At 34.4% G+C, this 21,031-nt stretch carries 17 protein-coding genes; 11 read left to right on the top strand and 6 right to left on the bottom strand.

Annotated features, from left to right (window positions below; genetic code table 11):
- The first annotated feature begins 94 nt into the window (after positions 1-94).
- Genes hisG through hisIE form a run of 8 tightly spaced genes read left to right on the top strand, consistent with a single transcriptional unit; the run spans position 95 to position 7,450 of the window.
- On the top strand, positions 95-991 hold the full coding sequence (gene hisG / locus BST93_RS05780) for an ATP phosphoribosyltransferase (RefSeq protein WP_258150485.1): 897 nt from the start codon (positions 95-97) through the stop codon (positions 989-991).
- On the top strand, positions 991-2,292 hold the full coding sequence (gene hisD / locus BST93_RS05775) for a histidinol dehydrogenase (protein WP_105018424.1): 1,302 nt from the start codon (positions 991-993) through the stop codon (positions 2,290-2,292). The genes hisG and hisD overlap by 1 nt, the downstream gene beginning before the upstream one ends.
- Before the next feature lie 22 nt (positions 2,293-2,314).
- A complete protein-coding gene (locus tag BST93_RS05770; RefSeq protein WP_105018423.1) occupies positions 2,315-3,478 on the top strand; it encodes a pyridoxal phosphate-dependent aminotransferase in 1,164 nt (387 codons plus the stop codon).
- 41 nt (positions 3,479-3,519) lie between these two features.
- Complete coding sequence (gene hisB, locus BST93_RS05765; protein ID WP_042278798.1) at positions 3,520-4,632, top strand: bifunctional histidinol-phosphatase/imidazoleglycerol-phosphate dehydratase HisB; 1,113 nt, start codon at positions 3,520-3,522, stop codon at positions 4,630-4,632.
- The gene (gene hisH, locus BST93_RS05760; protein ID WP_105018422.1) at positions 4,629-5,228 is read left to right on the top strand and encodes an imidazole glycerol phosphate synthase subunit HisH; all 600 of its coding nucleotides are present in this window, start codon (positions 4,629-4,631) and stop codon (positions 5,226-5,228) included. The genes hisB and hisH overlap by 4 nt, the downstream gene beginning before the upstream one ends.
- Positions 5,229-5,270: 42 nt before the next feature.
- Entirely contained in the window at positions 5,271-6,014 is a 744-nt protein-coding gene (gene hisA, locus BST93_RS05755; RefSeq protein WP_105018577.1) for a 1-(5-phosphoribosyl)-5-[(5-phosphoribosylamino)methylideneamino]imidazole-4-carboxamide isomerase, read from the top strand.
- A gap of 45 nt (positions 6,015-6,059) precedes the next feature.
- Positions 6,060-6,833 (top strand): imidazole glycerol phosphate synthase subunit HisF, encoded by a 774-nt coding sequence (gene hisF, locus BST93_RS05750; protein WP_105018576.1) that lies wholly within the window; start codon positions 6,060-6,062, stop codon positions 6,831-6,833.
- Between the two features lie 11 nt (positions 6,834-6,844).
- Positions 6,845-7,450: a bifunctional phosphoribosyl-AMP cyclohydrolase/phosphoribosyl-ATP diphosphatase HisIE gene (gene hisIE / locus BST93_RS05745; RefSeq protein ID WP_105018421.1), complete on the top strand. Its 606-nt coding sequence runs from the start codon at positions 6,845-6,847 to the stop codon at positions 7,448-7,450.
- Positions 7,451-7,549: 99 nt separating this feature from the next.
- Here hisIE and BST93_RS05740 read toward each other — a convergent pair whose 3' ends face one another.
- From BST93_RS05740 to BST93_RS05715, 6 genes are all read right to left on the bottom strand, one after another.
- Positions 7,550-9,478 carry an MORN repeat-containing protein gene (locus BST93_RS05740; RefSeq protein WP_105018420.1) on the bottom strand — a complete coding sequence of 643 codons (1,929 nt, stop codon included), beginning with the start codon at positions 9,476-9,478 and terminating at the stop codon, positions 7,550-7,552.
- A gap of 137 nt (positions 9,479-9,615) precedes the next feature.
- On the bottom strand, positions 9,616-10,659 hold the full coding sequence (locus BST93_RS05735) for a hypothetical protein (protein ID WP_042278793.1): 1,044 nt from the start codon (positions 10,657-10,659) through the stop codon (positions 9,616-9,618).
- A gap of 72 nt (positions 10,660-10,731) precedes the next feature.
- Positions 10,732-11,739 (bottom strand): hypothetical protein, encoded by a 1,008-nt coding sequence (locus BST93_RS05730; RefSeq protein ID WP_105018419.1) that lies wholly within the window; start codon positions 11,737-11,739, stop codon positions 10,732-10,734.
- 12 nt (positions 11,740-11,751) lie between these two features.
- On the bottom strand, positions 11,752-12,717 hold the full coding sequence (locus tag BST93_RS05725) for a hypothetical protein (RefSeq protein ID WP_105018418.1): 966 nt from the start codon (positions 12,715-12,717) through the stop codon (positions 11,752-11,754).
- A gap of 33 nt (positions 12,718-12,750) precedes the next feature.
- The gene (locus BST93_RS05720; RefSeq protein ID WP_105018417.1) at positions 12,751-13,761 is read right to left on the bottom strand and encodes a hypothetical protein; all 1,011 of its coding nucleotides are present in this window, start codon (positions 13,759-13,761) and stop codon (positions 12,751-12,753) included.
- Between the two features lie 37 nt (positions 13,762-13,798).
- Positions 13,799-15,223, bottom strand: a complete 1,425-nt coding sequence (locus tag BST93_RS05715; RefSeq protein WP_105018416.1) for a hypothetical protein — start codon at positions 15,221-15,223, stop codon at positions 13,799-13,801.
- A gap of 448 nt (positions 15,224-15,671) precedes the next feature.
- Here BST93_RS05715 and BST93_RS05710 point away from each other — a divergent pair, with 448 nt between their 5' ends.
- The 3 genes from BST93_RS05710 (at position 15,672) to BST93_RS05700 (ending at position 21,003) form a co-directional block, all read left to right on the top strand.
- Positions 15,672-16,148 carry an SF0329 family protein gene (locus BST93_RS05710; RefSeq protein ID WP_105018415.1) on the top strand — a complete coding sequence of 159 codons (477 nt, stop codon included), beginning with the start codon at positions 15,672-15,674 and terminating at the stop codon, positions 16,146-16,148.
- Positions 16,149-16,407: 259 nt separating this feature from the next.
- Positions 16,408-16,995 carry a hypothetical protein gene (locus BST93_RS05705; protein ID WP_146104985.1) on the top strand — a complete coding sequence of 196 codons (588 nt, stop codon included), beginning with the start codon at positions 16,408-16,410 and terminating at the stop codon, positions 16,993-16,995.
- Between the two features lie 462 nt (positions 16,996-17,457).
- Positions 17,458-21,003, top strand: a complete 3,546-nt coding sequence (locus BST93_RS05700; RefSeq protein ID WP_105018413.1) for a hypothetical protein — start codon at positions 17,458-17,460, stop codon at positions 21,001-21,003.
- Positions 21,004-21,031 lie beyond the last annotated feature (28 nt).

Genomic DNA, 21,031 nt, shown 5'->3' with positions numbered 1-21,031 from the left:
TTAACCCGTCTGTTTTGCAGACGGGTTTTTTGTTTTTTACAATCATAAACTCTATGCAAATCAAATAACAGATAACACAGAGTTTAAAAGAAAAATGAATACAACAGAAAACAAAACAAACGATAAAGTCTCTAATATTAGCATGAAAATAGCAGTTCAAAAATCCGGAAGATTAAGCGATAAGAGCTTACAATTATTAAAAGACTGTGGGATCAAGTTTGACAATAGCTCTCGTAAATTATCTACTAAAGCTAAGAATTTTCCACTAGAAATTTTATTTCTTAGAGATGATGATATTCCACAATATGTGGCAAATGGAGTAGCAGATTTAGGGATTCTAGGACTTAATGAAGTAGAAGAAAAAGATCAAGCGGTAGATGTAATAAAACAACTAGGATTTGCAGGATGCCGTTTAAGTCTAGCCGTTCAAAAAGATGTGGATTACACAGGACTAGACTGGTTTGAAGGTAAAAAAATAGCTAGTAGTTATACCACCATTGTCAAAAAATTCTTTGCTAGTAAAGGGATAAACGCCACAACCGAAGAAATAGGTGGTAGTGTAGAGATCGCTCCAGGTATAGGACTTGCAGATGGTATTTGCGATATAGTCTCTACAGGATCAACACTGATCATGAATGGTCTTAAAGAAGTTGAAACTATCATGTATAGTGAGGCCGTGATGATTGCAAACAAACAACTGGACGGTGAAAAGGCAGCTCTTTTAAATAAACTACTCTTTAGACTTGAAGCAGTACAAAATGCTAAAAAGAATAAATACATTCTGCTTAATGCTCCCAATGAAAAGATTGATGAAATTACACGACTTCTTCCTGGTATGAAAAGCCCTACGGTGTTACCACTTGCAGAAGAAGGATGGTCTAGTTTACACAGCGTTATCGAAGAAGAAGATTTTTGGAATGTAATAGATCAACTTAAAGAAGCTGGTGCCGAAGGAATATTGGTGAGCGATATTCAAAAACTTATTGCATAATGTTACAAATTATTCAAAGCCCTACTCGGGAACAACAAGCAGATCTTTTACAAAGACCTCAACAGCAAAAAGCAAACATAGATACTGCGGTAAAAGAAATTTTAAATCAAGTTAAACAACAAGGTGATAGTGCCTTAATAGAGTTTGCTCAACGATTTGACAATGCTAGTTTAAGCAGTTTAAAGGTAAGTAATCAAGAAGTTACTGCAGCCATAGATAAAGTAAGTAACCAATTAAAAGAGGCGATAAAAACAGCTTACCAAAATATTTATAAGTTTCACAAGGCTTGTTATACCCAGGAATATCCAGTTGTTGAAACCATGCTAGGAATCACTTGCTGGCGTAAATCACTTCCTATTGAAAAAGTAGGCTTGTACATTCCTGGTGGTAGTGCTCCTTTATTTTCTACTGTACTTATGCTAGGTGTTCCTGCTCAAATTGCAGGTAACAAACAAGTGATTCTTTGCAGCCCAACAGATAGTGATGGTGCAATAAATCCAGTAGTTTTATACACTGCACAATTATGTGGCATTACCGAAATATATAAGGCTGGCGGCGCAGGAGCAATAGCAGCTATGACTTATGGCACAACCACCATTCCTGCAGTTGATAAAATATTTGGACCTGGTAATTCATTTGTTACTAGAGCCAAAGAACTCGCTCAACAGCAAGGTGTCGCGATTGACATGCCTGCTGGACCTAGTGAAGTTCTTGTAATCGCTGACAAAACAGCTAATCCAGATTTTATTGCAGCCGATTTGCTAGCGCAAGCAGAACACGGACCTGACAGCCAAGTAATTTTACTTACTGAATCTAGTGAGCTTGCAAACCGAGTTACAGATTCAGTTCAAGAACAACTGGTAGAATTAGAAAGGAAAGACATAGCTCGCGCAGCACTTCAAAATAGTAAAATCATCGTTTTAGAATCGATTCAAGAATGTGTGAACTGGTCCGATTTCTATGCTCCAGAACACCTTATCATAAACACTGAGAACTCAGAGAATGTGTCTTCACAAATAAATATTGCCGGTTCCATTTTTATAGGTGCTTACACTTGTGAAAGTTTAGGAGATTACGCTAGTGGTACAAACCACACATTACCTACTTATGGATATGCACGTAATTATAGTGGTGTGAGTGTAGATAGCTTTGTCAATAAGGTAACATATCAAAAAGCTACCTCACAAGGAATTAAAAATTTAGGTCCAGCTGTGGAACTAATGGCGGCGGCAGAAGGATTAGGCGCTCACAAAAATGCGGTGAGCGTTAGATTGAAAAGTATAAAATCACAAGGTATCTAGTTTCATTCAACTGTAAAATAACATGACATTTAACTTAAAAGATATTGTACGTAAGAATATTTGGGACCTGAAACCTTATTCTAGTGCACGCAGTGAATTTGACCTGTACAATAGCGGTAAAAACAAATTGACCTTATTAGATGCAAATGAAAATCCGCAAGGGCAATTAAATCGTTATCCGGATCCTTTACAACTGGAATTAAAGAAAGAACTAGCTTATCAAAAGAAATTATCCATAGATCAAATATTTGTAGGAAATGGAAGTGATGAGGCTATTGACCTACTTTACCGAATATTCTGTAATCCAGGTAAGGACAAAACCTTAATCCTTCCTCCTACTTATGGTATGTATGAGGTAAGCGCTGGTATTAATGATATAGAGGTTTTAAAAGCACCACTTAATTCGGCATTTGAGATTGATTTTGATGCGGTCAACAATCAAATTACAAATAATGAAAACTTAAAAATTATTTGGATTTGCTCGCCTAATAATCCTACTGGAAATGCCATCTTAAAAGCAGATCTTAAACACGATTGGCAAGCTCAAAACTATACTAAAGGCGGTATGATGGACCTTCCCTTTAACCCAGCTTTTGAGGAAGAAATGCAAGAGAATCAAGAAAGGTTGGACAAGCTATTTAATAATTTTAAAGGGATTATTGTAGTCGATGAAGCCTATCAAGATTTTACTGAAAATATAAGTTTTATCAATAGATTACAGGATTACCCTAATCTTGTTGTCCTACAAACTATGTCAAAGGCACAAGGACTAGCTGCTGCTCGAGTAGGATTTGCTTTTGCAAGTAAAGAAATTATTGAACTTTTTAATAAGACTAAGCCACCCTACAACGTAAATGAGTTATCGCAAAAAGCAGCGTTATCAGCTATAAGAAACGTTGAACAAGCTCAAAAAAGTATTACTACGTTAAATGCGAATAGGAAATGGCTAAGTGAACAATTAGATACATTTGATTTTATAAATAAGGTGTTCCCTAGCGAAGCTAATTTTATACTTGCCAGTGTAAAAAATGCCAACCACGTATACAACTACTTGAGAGATCAAGGCATTATTATACGTAATCGTAGTAGTCAAATTGAAAACACATTACGTTTCACTGTAGGTACTATGCAAGAATGCGAGGAAATGGTACTAGCATTAAACAATTATCAAAAACAAGTCCAGTAAACTTTAAACCAATTAAGCAAACCTTTATAAGGTTATAGAATATGAAAAAAGTATTATTTATAGATCGTGACGGTACTATTGTAAAAGAACCACCTGTAGATTATCAATTAGATAGCTACGAGAAATTAGAATTTTTACCGCAAGCAATTACACAATTACACCGCATTGCACGAGAGTTAGATTATGAGCTAGTCATGGTAACCAATCAAGATGGTTTAGGAACAGATAGTTTTCCCGAAAATACTTTTTGGCCGGTACACAACCTTATGATGGACATATTGCAAGGTGAAGGAATTAACTTCAGTGAGGTAATTATAGACAAAACATTTCCAGAAGATAATGCTCCTACTAGAAAGCCTGGAACAGCACTGCTTACTCATTTTATCAAGGGTGATTATGATCTTGCAAATAGTTTTGTAATAGGTGATCGCAACAGTGATATGCAATTAGCAAAAAACCTAGGATGTAAAGGAATTCAGTTACCTTCTATCACAGATGATAGTAATTTTGAAGACCAAGATATCGTAGCCTTAAAAACAGATAGCTGGAAAGAAATTTTCCAATTCCTAAGAGGTCAACCTCGCAAAGTGAACGTAAGTAGAACTACCAAGGAAACTGACATCAATATCACTTTAAATCTTGATGGAGCTGGAAATGGAACTATCGATACCGGTTTGAAATTTTACGACCACATGCTAGAGCAATTACAACGTCACGGCTCATTGGATTTGGACATTAAAGTGAAGGGCGACCTTGAGATAGATGAACACCATACCATTGAGGATACAGCTATTGCTTTGGGTGACGCTTTCGCGAAAGCGTTATCAACTAAAAAAGGTATAAATAGATACGGCTTTTTACTACCTATGGACGATAGCCTTGCACAGGTTGCCATTGATTTTGGTGGACGACCATGGATAGTTTGGGACGCCGATTTTAAAAGAGAATATGTAGGTGATATGCCTACTGAATTATTCTTTCACTTCTTCAAAAGTTTTAGTGATGCAGCTAAATGTAACTTGAATATGAAGGTTGAAGGAGATAACGAGCACCATAAAATTGAAAGTCTGTTTAAGGCATTTGCCAAGGCTATCAAAATGGCTGTAAAACAAACTGGCGATGGTAAACTACCATCTACAAAAGGAGTATTATGATTGCTATAGTTAAATACAACGCAGGTAATATAGGTAGCGTTACCAATGCTTTAAACAGACTAGGTGTAGACAATATCGTAACTGACGATCCTAAAGAATTACAGGCTGCAGATAAGGTTATTTTTCCAGGAGTTGGAGAAGCAAGTACTGCCATGAAATACTTGAAAGAAAGAGGTCTGGATAAGGTTATTAAAGAACTTACACAGCCCGTTTTAGGTATTTGTTTGGGAATGCAGTTAATGTGTACGTATAGTGAAGAAGGTAGTACAGACTGTCTAGGGATTTTTGACACAATCGTTAAAAAATTCCCAGACAACCCAACGCTTAAAGTACCTCATATGGGATGGAACAATATCGCGAGCGAGTCATCATACGGATCTAGTTCTCCATTATTAAAGAGTATCGATTCACAGGATGATGTCTATTACGTTCACAGTTATTATGCTGTGCCCAATGAAGATTCACTTGCTGTGTGTAATTATATCAATCCATTTGCAAGCATGATGAACAAGGGTAACTTTTATGCTACCCAATTTCACCCAGAAAAAAGTGCTCAAGTAGGCGAGCAACTATTAACTAACTTTCTTAACCTCTAGAGAAAACAATCCATGTCAACAAGCAATATTGAAACACCACGCATGAGAATCATTCCGGCCATTGATATTATTGAAGGTAAGTGTGTACGATTATCACAAGGTGATTACAACAAAAAAACAATTTATAATGAAGATCCACTAGAGGTTGCCAAGGAGTTTGAGGACTTTGGTATTAAACACTTGCACCTAGTTGATCTAGATGGGGCAAAAAACAGTCATGTCGTCAATTGGAAAGTACTAGAAGATCTATGTAATAAAACAAATCTTCAGGTAGATTTTGGAGGTGGCGTAAAGACAGATGAAGATATAAAAATAGTTTTTGAAAGTGGTGCACAACAGGTTACAGGTGGTAGTATAGCCGTTAAAAATCCTGAACAGTTAGAAAAATGGATTTCCAGGTATGGTAGTGAGAAAATCATTTTGGGTGCCGATGCTAAAGAAGGTAAAATTGCCACTCATGGTTGGCTAGAAAGTAGCGAACTCGAAGTAATTGAATTTATCAAAGAATGGCGCAAAAAAAATATTGAGTATGTTATTTGTACTGATATTGCCAAGGATGGGATGCTTTCTGGACCTAGCTATGACTTGTATAAATCTATTTTGGAAATACAAGTAGATCCTTCTAACCATTCAACAACCAAACTTATTGCTAGCGGTGGTGTAACCTCGATAGATGACGTGTATAAATTAAATGAAATGGGTTGTGAAGGCGCCATAATTGGTAAAGCAATTTATGAAGGAACTATTGAGTTAAAACAGTTGAGCTCCTTTATACTTTCTAATTAAAAATCAATCAGGTTGAGATATTCAAATCTCATAATGCAAACTAATATGCTTAAAAAAAGAATTATACCTTGTTTAGACATTAAGGATGGTCGCACTGTAAAGGGAATTAACTTTGTAGGTCTGCGTGATGCTGGTGATCCCGTAGAGTTGGCTAAACAATATGCCTTGCAAGGCGCCGATGAGCTGTGTTTTCTAGACATCACAGCAACTATTGAGAAAAGAGAAACCTTGGTACCACTCGTTAAGGAAATAGCAAGCGTTCTTAATATCCCTTTTACCGTAGGAGGCGGAATTAACGATGTAAAGCTGGCTAAAGAAATCATTAAAGCAGGCGCCGATAAAATAGCCGTTAATAGTGCTGCTGTTAAACGACCTGAACTTATTAACGAACTAGCACAAGAGTTAGGTAGTCAGTGTGTTGTCGTTGCTGTGGACACTAAACTTATAGAAGTTGACAACACAGACAAATCAACAAATAAGGTTTTTATAGGTGGTGGACGATTTGAAACTGACAAGGAAACCATTACGTGGTGTAAAGAATGTGAAACTCGTGGCGCAGGTGAAATTCTACTTACTAGCATGAATCACGATGGAACAAAGAACGGATTTGCACTTGAGATTACCGATATTCTTTCACGAGAACTTAATATACCGATTATAGCATCTGGTGGTGGCGGTAACACGCAACACTTTGTTGATCTGTTTTCTAAAACCCATGCAAGTGCTGGACTTGCGGCAAGTATATTTCATTTTGGTGAATTGCCGGTTCCAGATTTAAAAAATCAACTTAATGAAGCTGGTGTAGCTGTAAGAATATAAAAAAGATACTAATGAAAACACCCAATTGGAATAAAGCTAGCGATGGACTATTACCCGTAATTGTTCAAGATGCCACTACCTCAAAAGTGTTGATGCTGGGATATATGAATGAAGAAGCTTTTACGCTTTCGCGAAAGCAGAACAGAGTAACATTCTATTCACGTAGTAAGCAGCGACTGTGGACTAAAGGAGAATCAAGCAATAACTTTCTAGATATTGAAGAAATAAGATTGGACTGCGATCAGGACGCTATTTTAATTAAAGCACACGCTCATGGACCTACTTGTCATCGAGGTGAGGTAAGTTGTTTTGATGATGACGATTCTAATTCACAAGCGTTTTCGGTTTATGATTTAGAAAAAACCATACACCAGCGCATTGATGAAAAAACAGAAGGAAGTTATACGTATTCTCTCGTTCAAAAAGGTATCAACAAAGTAGCCCAAAAGGTAGGTGAAGAGGCTGTAGAAACCGTTATAGATGCAATAAACGGTAAGGAAGAAGACTTCATTTATGAAGCTGGTGATTTAATGTATCATTACTTGGTATTGCTCAAGGCCAAAGGTTACTCTCTAAAAGACATTGAAAATGAACTAGCTAAAAGGCATAAGAAGTAATTTCTTTATTGCATTGGACTTAGAATGGCAACTGATTGTCATTCTAAGTCCATTATCAATTGCACGATAGATTAATGCAACTGTTAATTTGTAATTACTTTACGACCGTTTAGAAGTTCCTAAATAATTACCATTTTCCCAATACCCGACTTTTTGTTGACCGTTGCTGTATATAAGGATACCGAATCCGTGTTCTTTATTATTGAGCCAGTTTCCCGTATAAGAAGTTCCATTTTTCCAAAAATATTCACCAAAACCACTGCGCAATCCGTTGACGTATTTACCTACGTAGCTATCTCCATTACCAAATACTGTGAGCGAATAATTGCTTAATTTACTATTTTTCCAAAACCCAACACTTTGACCACCATTGCGGTATCTATAACCGCCGAAACCGTTACTGCAATTACCTCTACAACTACCGGATATTTTCTTGTTTACATATTGAGTTCCCAAGCTTTGGGTAAACTTATTGCTGTCTAAAATACCAGCGTTCAGAATTTTCTTTCCCTTTTTGTTGATACCGTAACCATGCTGTACATTATTCTTCCAGCTACCTATGTAGTACTGGTCTGTTTCTTTCCAATAATACGTTCCGCTACCATTTCTTTTACCATAAGCATATTCACCACGATAGTAATTTCCATTTTCTTGTGTAGCTACAATAATACCGTGTGGTTGTCCATTTTTAAATTCGCCTTCATATTCTATGGTCCCTTTGGTGGCAATTCCATATCCATCAATACAGTTTCCTTTTTTACAAATTAATGTTGTAGTTGTGGGCGCTTTTTTTTCTTGATTAGAATCATTGCTAGCAACCACAGAAGCTGATTTCAAAGGCTCACCGTTATAGGGTAAAACAGGTTTTAACTCCTTGTCTTTGGCTTTATAGTAATCCTTAAGAATATAGGTAGGTATTTTGTTTACCGTAATCACTGGATCGCCATTTTCTAGAAATTCCCATTTACCAAAATTCGAATAATCTGACATTCGTTCTCCCTCGTCAAGAACTACAAATTTATTAGTCGAAATATTGCGATAGTAGGCCATTTGAGTGTTGTAAACGGCTTTGGCTTCTGCTCGTGTTACTCTACCGTCAAGTGTAGGTAATAGATTTACATCGGGAACAACGTAGTAGTTGACTAATGGAAAATAAAACACTTCATAAGCTTTGTTTTTCTTACCTATTATAGTGCGTTGAGCTGCTCTAAAAATTTTATCGTTTAAATAAGGATAGATTAAAGAAGTGTATTCCGTTCTAGGATCTGGAGCAAAATGAAATGATGGCTTTTTAAAATCTGAATAATAAATGATAGAGCGCACCTTTTTTGAGAATCTATCCTCTTTAGGAGAAAAACGATTATAAATCCAATTGCCTTTTTCATCAAATTTATATTCGTAGGTATACTTATTTCTTTCAGAATAGGTGATTAAACCATTTTTATAATGATAGGTGTTATGGGTTATGTCACCGTTGTAGTATTTAGACTCCATGTTTACTCTGATCTCACCGTTTTCTATATCCTGGTACGTGTATTTGATATAAGTTTCTACCTCAGGTTGGTCATCTTTTGCTGGATGAATGGTGGTAGACAAAATAATTCTTCCTTTCTTATCGTACTCAAAAATACGCGTATTCCACTTGGACACCTGCTTTATAAAAAGTCCATTTTTATAAAAATACTGAGTCGCATTTAATGTTCCATCAGCATCATAGCTACCTCGCTCAATTAAACGGCCTTTTTCATCTCGCAAGCAGTAGTATTTTCTCAAAGCTTTGGCTTCTTCCTTAGAGTATTTACAAAACTCAGTTACTTTACCTGCTAGACCTGTTAATACTTGTTTTCCATTTCTATCATACAAGTACTCATCAAGTGCATAAACATCTCCTGTAACATGTTCTGCATGCAGTGTGTGAAATTCTGGAACGGGATTGCAAGGCGCTATGTCAAAGTTTGGTTCATATTGCGCATGTAACCCTAGACATTGTAAAAAAAATAGCAGGCTCAGTTGAATAGTCTTACTCATTACGTTAGTTTAATCAATCAAACTTATGGCAACCGCCTATCCAGTTCAATCAGGCAAATAGCGTATTTCTCTCAAACTAAAAAAGCCACAAGTCCCCTACAACCTGTGGCTTAAAAGATTACATAAATAATCTCCCTTTATTTCATTTTGTCCTTAAGTTCTGCGAGATGATGTTTTAAAAACTTACTCATCGCCATTTTTGCTCCCTTGATATAGGCCGCACCATCTACCGGTACTGATTGAAATTTTCTAGTCGTTTTGTCGTAGGTGTAAACAATAGGATTAAAACTAGTAGCAGTTTCTGACATCCCTTTAGATTGCACGGCTTTGATTTTTTGCTTTTCTAGCACGCCTTCTATAGGTAGTGCCTTTTTCAAAGTACCGTTGTAATTATTCCCTTTAGCATCTGTAATATGAACCATTGTTTTTACTGGAAACACATCATTTGAACCTTTGAATCTTAATCCTTTTTTCTTTTCGGCGGTGATGTTGTCACTAGACACCAGTCGTAAATCAGTTTTAAAAGTAACTTTTGCAGCTCCAGGACTCCAGCCTTCTTTTACTTCGATAAACAAAATATTCAAGTCCACCTTAGCAACTAGAACATCACCCAATTCCTTGGCTAATTTTTTGTTCTTGTTTAAATCTGTGTCCATTGAAAAAGGATTCCAACCCTTTTTTTCATTTCCTTCTTTATCTAAACCTTTAACATAGTAACTAAAATTTTCTGGAGTTACTGTAACAACGCCAGGTAGTTTAGTAGGAATTATTTCTCCGCCTTCACGTCTCGTGTAATCTTTATAGACCTCTGTTTTACCAGCTTCATCGGCTGTGATGATTTCTAATCCAGCGTCCTTTAAATCAGACACAAAGTCGTTATAAACTTCATTAGTAATTCGTTTTAATTCATTCTCGTCTAGTCCATCGAGTGCTACGGCAAGTTTAGCCGTTGCCGAATTTCTACCGCCAAATGAACTACCACTTTTATAGCTCACAGCGTCCTTAAAAACCTCAAAGTTGGTTTTAAATTGAGCGATGTAAATTCTTTTGTTTGCCTGCTTCAGTTTTTTAACTCCATATGATCCAGAAGTACTGGCTTTAAATTCTCCTAAGGATTGAGCTTGCAAAGCGGTGAAACTAAAAACACACATCAATAACAAGCATACTAAATTGTTTTTCATGGTTATATGTATTTATAGTTCAAATATGCCCTAGTAAACGTGATTGTGAAATAGGTCAATTGTCCTAAATCGCTATTTAGGAAGTAACACTGTTTGAGTTACGAGATTTAACAAAGGGATTTGATGGACCTCAACACTATCGCCACCATTGAGTTGTTGGTATACATCTACTGGGACAGTAATGCTTTTCTCGTTTATTTGTATATAATGAGTAGTACGCGATCCATTGCTACTACTGGAAAACTTATCAATAACTTGAGATCTTGTAACGGTTTTATTATTACTGGATAAAACCCTGCGATACTTGCTGTACCACTTTATTAAAGAAAACAACTGCCATCCGACAATAATGGGTAATGGAAATAAAAACAAGAGTAATCCAGATAAGCCAGAACTTATTAAACTAATAATTATGAATAAGGGTACAATTGATATAAGTACTGCTTTGCGTAATTTAGTGTACCAGGCTGTCCTTAATGCTTGTTGATCCGTAGCATTTAAAGAAACTATTTTGGGTATAAAAGCTGCCGTGTATTTAGTTGAAAATCTACTATCCTCTTCGTTAGTTTTAGTAGGTTCTATAACCGTTACATTCAAAATTACTTTACTTGTAGGTACCTGTTCTAGCTGTATAACATCACCTACCTGACCCTTTGAATATTGAGCTGCACTTACCTGGAACTCTGCATTATTTAATTTAAGATAATAAGTGATGGTTGTTTTACTACTTGATCGACCATTTCTTCCACTGCCCGATGACTGGGATCTTGTAATCGATTTACGTTTATCTTGTAAAACACCTGTATAGACGTGTTTAATACCTGCTCTAAAATCAATTACTTTTTTCCATAGCATTACGGTACAAAAGAGGATAATTATTGACATAAAGGCAATAACCATATATTCTGGCATCGCAATTTCTTGACTAAATAAAGGCTTACCCTGAACCCAGCTGAAACCAAAAAATATAAAAGTGCCAAAGAGTATAGGCACCACTACAAATCCTATGATACCAAATCTGAGCGTGCGTTTATCTTGTTGCGATAAAGGTGCTTCTTGAAATAAAACATTTGTTTCCATTGCTACATGCTGTTAGTATCGTTTTATTTTGTGTTGAAAAAGAATATCAAATTGAGTGCTACCTACGGTTGTACTATCAGGAAAGTATAATTTCCTAAACACCCATCTATCTTCAAGTTTTGAGAACATTTTGCGAGTTATGTGTCGTTTAGTCCATTCGCCGGTTGAACTTTCGGTTGATGTACTGTATTGTTCTAGCATCATTTCTTGCTGGGTGATTTCCTTTCTTTTGTTAAACAAATCGGTTCTTGAAATTGCAGCCGCCTTTTGTAATGCTTCAATGGCTTGTTCTTGAGATAACTGTGTACGTATTTTGTATACTCCTGTAAAATCGGCCACGGTGATTAATGGATCATTGGCAGTAACTCTAGCAATGGGAATACCTCTTGTATAATACACGGTAAATTCCTTGTTAAGTTCACCGTTTTCCTTGTATTCATGTTGTTTTACATAATCCAGATTTCCTTTTTTATAGTAGTAAGTTGCTGTTCTACGATTACCTCTTTTCAACTTCATTTCAATATGTTGCAGTCGATTGTTCTCATAAGTATACTGGGTAACATAATTGATGTATTTACCCGTTGCCTTTTCACTGGTAACACGACCTTGATTGTCACATTCAAAAATCATGGTAGCATCAAATCCACCGGAACTCGTTTTTTTAACGATACTATCTAATCTGGTTCCTGTGTAATAAAAACTGTCTAGGGTCTCTGACTTGTACTTACCAAAAATTTGTTGATAGTCTTGAAATTTCAATCCTTCTTCATTAAAATTTTGAACCTGTAGAACAACCGGTTCATAACCCAAACTATCGGCCTTATAAGTTGCCGTTTGTATTCTATACACTTCGTTTTTGGCCGTATTATCTGCCTGCGATATTTGAGGTAACTTTAAGTGTTCTAGACTTGAATGAACTTGTGCTGTTATCGCTTTCGCGAAAGCGAACACTAAAAACACACTTATTAAACTCTTCATATTTTATAGATTGTAACTGTGAATCAAAAAAGGTTAGTACATGCGTACTCCTCGTAAGTAAATGTGAGGCTTACCATAGTTGGAAGGAATGGTTAACAAGTTGTTACCTACAGGAAGCTCCAGAACATCGTACGTTTTACCTAGATTAGCAGCATTGATTTCGCTGGATGAAACTGGGATTTTTAAGTAACGATTACTGCTGGGATCAAAAGCATAATGCACGTTTTTACCTTTATGCGTTTGCAGTTTCATGTCATTTACAGTAACTACTAGGGATGGCGAGTAAGTTCCTTTTTGAACGATTGCTTTATAAACTCTAGGCTCCTGTAATTGATCGTGATAAAACAAGTCTCTTTTTGAATTAATGACCTGTCCTTCTTTGTATTGAGTAATCCAATTGTAATTGCTATCAAATTCATAGGTATAGGAAGTTGATCCTTGACCTACCTCTTCTCGTTGTCTGAGCAATCCATCGCGGTAGGTATAGTTGTATTCATTAACCACAACACCATCTTTATTTGTTGACACCTCATTAATCACCAATGATTTACCCTTGTTGGAATAGGTGTAAACAGAAGTATAGGTAAAGGTTGGGCTTGTAAAAACATCCTTGATAAGCCGGTTATCTGTATCATAAAAATAGGTCTTGACCTTACCATCGGTTTGATAATTGCGCTCTATAAGTAAACCTCGCTCGTTATAAGTAAAGGTGGTGCTGTTTTCTTTACCTGAATTAAACTCCTTGCTTTCAATGATTTGTCCTTTATCGTTTTTTATAAGGTAACGACCGTTGTATTTTTTTGCTATTTCTAGATTGTCCAGTACATTGGATTTTAACGAGAACCCAGACGTATCATACCAGTGATCATTTATTTTGAGAATGTTTCCTTTAATAGGACCTTGTGCAATAAAATGTAATTCTTCTAGCGGTGTGAGCGGATTTAAAGGCGCTCTATACCAATCTTTTACTATTTGATCCTGTGCTTTTAAGGTACTCGCCAGTACGATAAAAAGCGTTAATAGATAATAGGTTCTATGTTTCATTGTGTAATAATTCATTTATAAAAAGCTAGTTAGTATCCTACTCGCGGTATGATTGTACCAGTTGATTGTTTTCATATTTTCCTACTTGGTACTGGTTGCTAGTGGCGATGTAACCCATGCCATCTAGTTTACTGTCTTTGTAGTGAGCTATGACATAATAATTTTGATTAGGACCCAAGAAAAAACTTACTCCGCTTGAATCAAAAAAGGCTACTGCAATCTTGTCACGACCAAATTCTACAGCAGGTCCTATAGGTTTTCCATTCTGATAAAAGCCATAACTTTTGGTGTAATAACTGGTTGTTTTCTTTTGAACAAAGCCGTCTTCACAAACATCCTGAGAACATAATTTTGTGTCGCCATTGACTGTATTAAGGTCGTAGGAGTTTTGAATGTTACCGTTCTTGTAAATCCCTGCTTCTACGGCAATTCCATTTACTATTTTGATACCATAGCCATCTAGTCTCCCTGCTTTAAACTCTCCTATTGTATAGGTATCCTTGGTTAAAAAATCCCGTATATAGCCTGGTCCATGCAACATGTTGTTTTTAAAATTACCTTCAACTCGTTTACCATAACCTTGTACCCATCCTATTCCTTGTAATTTCCCTTTTTTATAAAGTCCTTGAGACCTTACTAAATCACCTGCTGTATAACCGTTCCAGACTAACTTCTCGCTGGGCGCAGCCCATTTTTTTTGCACCTTATCAAATGAAATAGTACTGGCAGAACCATCAGAATAATGAAAGATCTTGATAGCATTATAGTCACCCTTATTATTCAATTGAGCAATAATGTTGTTCTTGTGATCCTTAACATAGGTATAAGTAGTTGGATTTGATGGTACAGCAGTACTTTTGTGATCGTAGTAAATCAAGCGGCCGTAGTTGTCGTACTTTTTTACGGTTTGACTACCATTGCTACCATAGGTAATGGTGAGTGTATTGTTCTCTATAGAATAGTTATAGTCATAACCATTACCAGAAATCAACCTGTTGTTATTGTCATAAGTGAATTCTTTTACCTTGTCCTCTACCATTTTATAAACACCCTTGCGAAATTGCTTTCTGCGGTATGTAATGAACTTAACTAGGTTACCACGATCGTCATAAGAATAAGAGTGCAGTTTAGGATCTTCTGAATTGACTGTCCATTTTTCTTGTACAATTCGGTTTTCTTTATCCTTTATAAAGGAGTAATCGCTTATGTCAAATTTGCCTTTTTGGGGATCAAACAAACTATCAACCACACCCTTTTCATTGTAATAGAGCGTGTATTTAAGGTCACCATGCTGCCATAAATGACTTATAGCTACAATCTCACCATAGCCATTGTGAGGCAGCGGTGCAGGATCCATAAAAGGTTTAGGATTGAGAGGTGAATAAGTGGATAGATCTACTTTTTCCTGAGCATAAAGAACGCTACTCACTAACACAAGTAGCACTAAAAAGGAGCATCGCATAATTATAAATTTGATATTTTAAAATTGCGATGGGTGCGTTTTTTAAGCAATAAGGCAATTGTCCTAAATGGTGTCTTCCAGCCCTAGACTGTTCTAGTAGAAGCCTGTATGAGAGATTTTATATAATTAGGAAAGACGGATAGATCATTAACGGTGTATGCGGCAAAGACGAGGAATTATTTGCTTTTTAAACGATTTAACTATATCACAAAGGAGATGAATAACACTTCTTATGGAACATAAAATTTTGTAGGTTTTCTTAATCCTTAACTATGAGGTTTGTTAAGGTATTACATTTATCGTAATAGTGTATAAACATGCGTATCTACCATTTATACAACAATAAAGTAACAATGAGAAAAACCTATTTATATACCTGTGTTATGGGTAGTAAATGTCAATTTTTGATATATTGCTTATATAAACTAGTTGTGCATAATGTGGAAAAATGAAATGGAGTAAATTAAGGAAAGAGTTGAAAGATAGATTAGCGGATAATTTAAAAGACCGACTTGACTATCACTTGACAACTTATAAAAATTCGACAGGTTATCTAGGTAGAGCTTGGATAACTTGGAACGGAAAAGAGATTTTGAATTTCTCAAACCAAGACACTTGGAACGAATTTCAAAGCTATTCGAATGAATTAGCCGAAACTCATTACATTTCTCACGAAGGAATTAAAATGACTGACAGGACCGAAGGAAAAATTATGGAAAAAGGTGAATTTTCAAAATATGATTTTGCTGATAACGCCTTCCGATTTTTAAGTCTAAATGTTCAAGATGCTATAAAAAGTAATAATCCAATTTTAAAAGCTCTCGCAGTAGTTGATAAACGAATTGGAAAAAGAACGCTGAACGAATTGAATAAAGCGGAAAATCATCCAATGATTAAACAATTAATTGAACTACGAACTGAATAAAACACTATGCACATTACCGTGTATAGCTCATTGCGGCTGAATTCATTAATCGGAATTCATTGCAATTTACTATCTTTCGGCTACGGCGGAAAGAATCCTGCGGATTTTTCCGCAACGTATCATAGCCAAACACGTTACCACACATTTGAAAAAAACGCATTTCATATCTATAATTCTAGTTTTAAGCACATTCTTTTCGTTTGCTCAAAACAAAATCGAATTGTTTTCCAATGATTGTAGTCAAGAAAATGGTTTTACTATGTTTAAACTAGATAGAGCAAAACCAAAAATTCTGACCAACCAAAAATTTGGACAAGCTGAAAAATATTTGGGAAATGAAAAATTGATTATTGTAAATAACTCTGACTTTTTAAGAATAGAGTACACAAATATTTTTGGACAGCAAATCGACACGACTTTCACAAACGCAAAGGAACTGACTGAAATAAAAATCTGTGTAAATAAATACAAAGATTATGAGAAGAAACCTTTAATTAAAGAATCAATTAATAACAATGACAGTTGGGTTTTAATTTCATCTTGGGGACATCAGACCTTTGAATCTGACAAATTGATTTTAAAGCCTAAAAATGGATTTTTAAAATTTAAATATTACAAAAACGGAAAAGTTATAAAACGCGGAAAAATAAAAATAACGGAATCCATAATTGACGTAATATCTCTGTTTGAACGCAAACTGACTTTAATGCAAAATGCTGACAATTCATGTAATTTCGGAGTGAGTTATAATCTTGAAAACGGAACTGAAAAAATAAGATTTCAAGACGACAGTTGTTCTGGATTTTCGAATGAACAATTACTAACTGAATTAAAAATAATAAAATAAAAAACGTGTGGTAACAACGTGTATAGCTCATTGCGGCTGAATTCCTGATCGGAATTCATTGCAATTTGCTATCTTTCTGTTACGGCGGAAAATCATAGCTGATTTTCCGCAACGAAACCATAGCCCAAACCGTTGCTGGACGATACCTACGGTCGTTCAGGCCATTTCGCTAGCGCTCAATTCTCTCCTGAACTTACCGTCCAGCAACACGCACAGCATACGCTGTAATTTGCTTTTATCTAACTATATTTATAACCCAAACAAATAAACACTAACCAGCGTTACTGGTACCGTCAACAACTACGGTTATAGCAAATTGGTGCATTCCTCTCACGCCGCTTTCGCGAAAGCGCACTCGTCGGATGCAAGAATGGCTACCGTACACTCTAGAATGCTGCGCATTCTGCGTGAACTCGCCATAACCTGTGCGTGTTGTGCATAATATAGAAGAACATCCCGAATATGATAGAAATCCTGAATAATCACTGTAACAAAGAAAACGGATTATTATTATTTAACCCACCTACTGGTTCTGGAAAAACTCACACAGTTTTAACTTGGATTTTTGAAAATTATAAAAGCTATTGCAAAGAAAATAGAAAGATATTTTTTGTGACAAATCTTAAAAAGAATCTTCCTTTTGATGAATTGAGAGATGATTTTTTTATACCTAAAAAGAAACTTCAAGATTTTGAGAAAGATATTACTTTTTTAGACTCAAACTCTGACTGTCTAGTTAAGCGTTTTCAAGATGTAGAAAACTCTATAAACGACTATTTCAAAAACCACAAAGTTTTTTATTCTATTAAAAGTAATGTTAGCGAAATAAAAAACAACGAAAAGAACAATTCGTTAAAAGTATATGTTTCAAAACTTAAAGATGAACTTCGAACCGATTTTGAACCAAAGTTTAGGAGAATCATTGAAAAGTATTTAAAAGACAATTTTAATAATAGACAAGAACGAATTAAAGCAATACAAACCAATGATGACCTAAAATGGATTGGCGAACTTTATCCTGCTGTTTTTACATCAAAAAGAAAAGTATTCTTCTTAAGTATTGATAAATTCTATCATAAAAATAGTACGTTAGTAGAACCATCTTATTCTTTCTTAGAAAATGACTTGACAAAAGATGCAATTATTTTCATAGATGAATTTGATGCTACAAAAGACAACATTCTCAAAAATATTATTGAGAAAGGAAAAAAACAACGAATTGATTTCATTCATCTTTTTACAGAAATTTATTGGGCATTATCAAAAAATGTTTTCCCTCAAAAATTCATAACACACTCAGAAAAAAGACAAGAATTAATTGATAATAATTATGGTTTACCACTTCACGACATTCAAGAAGTCTTATTAAAAAAATCAGAAGAAATTGTAACCAAATATCAACTTAACTACAGCTTTAAAACCCAAAATAACGAAAATGAAAATATAAATCAAAGAAATTTATTGTTTCACGATTTTCAATATCATTCTGTTTATCGAAACGATAAAAGATTTATTCGTTTGAATAAAAACAAATCATCTAAAACAAATGAAATAATTTTTGAAGACACAAAACCCAAAGGCGAAAGTATGGTTCATTTATTGAACCAAATAAAAGGCTTTGTAAATTATTTTAGTGGAGTGTTAAAAAGTATTGCAGAAAATTATCAGCAACTTGAAACACAAGAAAGAGAAAGCAACCCAAGAAGGGCTGAATTTACGTTTGATTTAGCATTAAGTACTGTTATTGAAGAGTTTGGTTTAGATACTAAATACAAAAACTTTTTAATCGATAATATTTTAAGTGCTAGAGAAAAACCAACAAAAAACAAAAACGGAAAAGCCGAACTTAATTATGATTTGAGTGTTTATGAAAATGGTTTTAGGTATTATGATTTTGTAGATGATGATTCTCATCAATCAAAAACTAAAACATTCATTTACAGTTTCCAAAATACACCTGAAAAGTTTTTATTAAAACTTGCTGAAAAATCAAAAGTTATAGGGATTTCTGCAACTGCACTAGTAAAAACGGTTACAGGTAATTACGACATTACCTATTTTAAAAGACAACTTGGTTCAAAATTTATAGAATTAAATAATGAAGAAAATAAAATTCTAACTGATTTATTTAATGAGCAGAATAAATACTATTCTAAAACAAAGATTCAAACAGAGTGGTTAGGGTATCTAAAACCCAATGATGTTGAATTTGAAAAATATCAAGCGGATTTTTCCAAATTATTCAATAGTAAAGAATTAGCTAATGATATCTTAGGAAAGATTAAAATAAAAAATATAAAAATTAATGGCTATCTACTTAATCGATACTTTAAGATTTCATTTTCTTTTAAGCAATTTTTAATTCAAGATGATATTAAAGGGTTTCTTTGCTTATTAAACAAAGAACCAAAATGGAACGATAAAGCTCTTGACTTATCTATGTTGGAAGAAATATTTAAAATCCTAATTGAAGAAAACAACCTTGTTAACGAATTCATAATCAATGATAAATTTAAGGTTAGAAATGCCTATACAGTCATAAACAGTAACGACTTTGATAACAAAAAACAAAACTTTATAAAACGTCTTGAGGAAGGAAAAAAAGTCTTTATCATCTCTATGTATCAGACAATGGGAGCAGGACAAAATTTACAGTTTATAGCACCAAATCCCCAAAATCTAATAAATGTTAGAAGCAAAAAACTATTTAACTGGAACACTAAAGGAAAGACTGATATTAATGCTATTTATTTAGACAAGCCAACACATATTATACAGCAAATTAATAAAGATTTAAATGAGGAAGGTTTTATTAAATACCTTTTTCAATTAGAATTTTTAACACAAGTTGGAATCATTTCCATACACCAATTAAACACAGAAGTTACTAGAGCATTTAAACACTTATTAGCATCTTTTAATACTAAAGAAGACTTAGGTAAACCAAAAGTCAACCTTTATCAAGATGATAATATTAAACAGCATTACGCTAAATACATCATTCAAGCAATTGGAAGAATTTGTAGGACAAATTTAAAAGCACCAAATATCTACATTTATGCAGATAAAGAATTAGACAAACTGATTTGCAATTTTGACACAGAAAACAACTTAGTACTAAATGAATTTAAAACTTTGGTTAATTCAAGTAAACAACAAATCAAAATGCATCAGCAGACAGATTTTACGTTTAAAAATTTAGCAACTGCGACTAACAAAAAAGTTCATTCCTTGATTCAAAAATTTATATCAAACGAAGATTGGGGGTGGAATGAAAAGCGAGTAAAAGAATGGGAAAAGTTAAGAGAAATGTGCTTGCGTTTTCCAACGATATCAGAGCAAGATATAATTACATTGAATTTAAATCGCATTTTAGATTTATATGTTGAATTGCCAAATCCATCTAACAAATATCACTATGAACTAAAAAAATCTGATTTCTTCAATGATTTCAAGAATGTTATTGTTGATTTTAAATCTAATAATGGAAGTGAAATTTCTTCTGAAACTGCAAGGCTAAATGAACTTTTGGAAATAGATGGGGTAAAAGACCTTTTTAATGAAAAGAAATGGGCAAAATCGTTCAAAACCAATAAGTATATTATACCACCTGTTATGTTCAATAACATTTACAAAGGAACTTTAGGTGAAGAAATTGGCAAATTTATTTTTGAAAAACATTTTGGAATTCAACTTGAAGAACTGTCAACAGAGAATTATGAAATTTTTGATTTCAAAATAAAAGATTCAAATATTTATGTAGATTTTAAACACTGGAAGGAAACTACCGAAATTGGATTTGAAAATCAAGAATCAAAAATCAGAAAGAAATTGGAAAAAGCACAAGCTGATAAAGTGTTTATAATAAATATTCTTTCTACCAACAATTGGCAAATAGTTAAATCTACTGACGGAAAAATAGTTGAAGTTCCGTTTTTATGGAATTCAGAAACAAAAGAGTTAAATCATTCAATTTTAAAAGAGATTAACACTTATGCAAGCCTGTAAGACAAATCAATTAAACATACGATTTAAC

Origin of the sequence: Nonlabens tegetincola, from assembly GCF_002954355.1 — a bacterium.
GTDB lineage: Bacteria > Bacteroidota > Bacteroidia > Flavobacteriales > Flavobacteriaceae > Nonlabens > Nonlabens tegetincola.
Note: the sequence above shows the minus strand (reverse complement) of the source record. Positions and strands in the feature narration are given on the sequence as shown.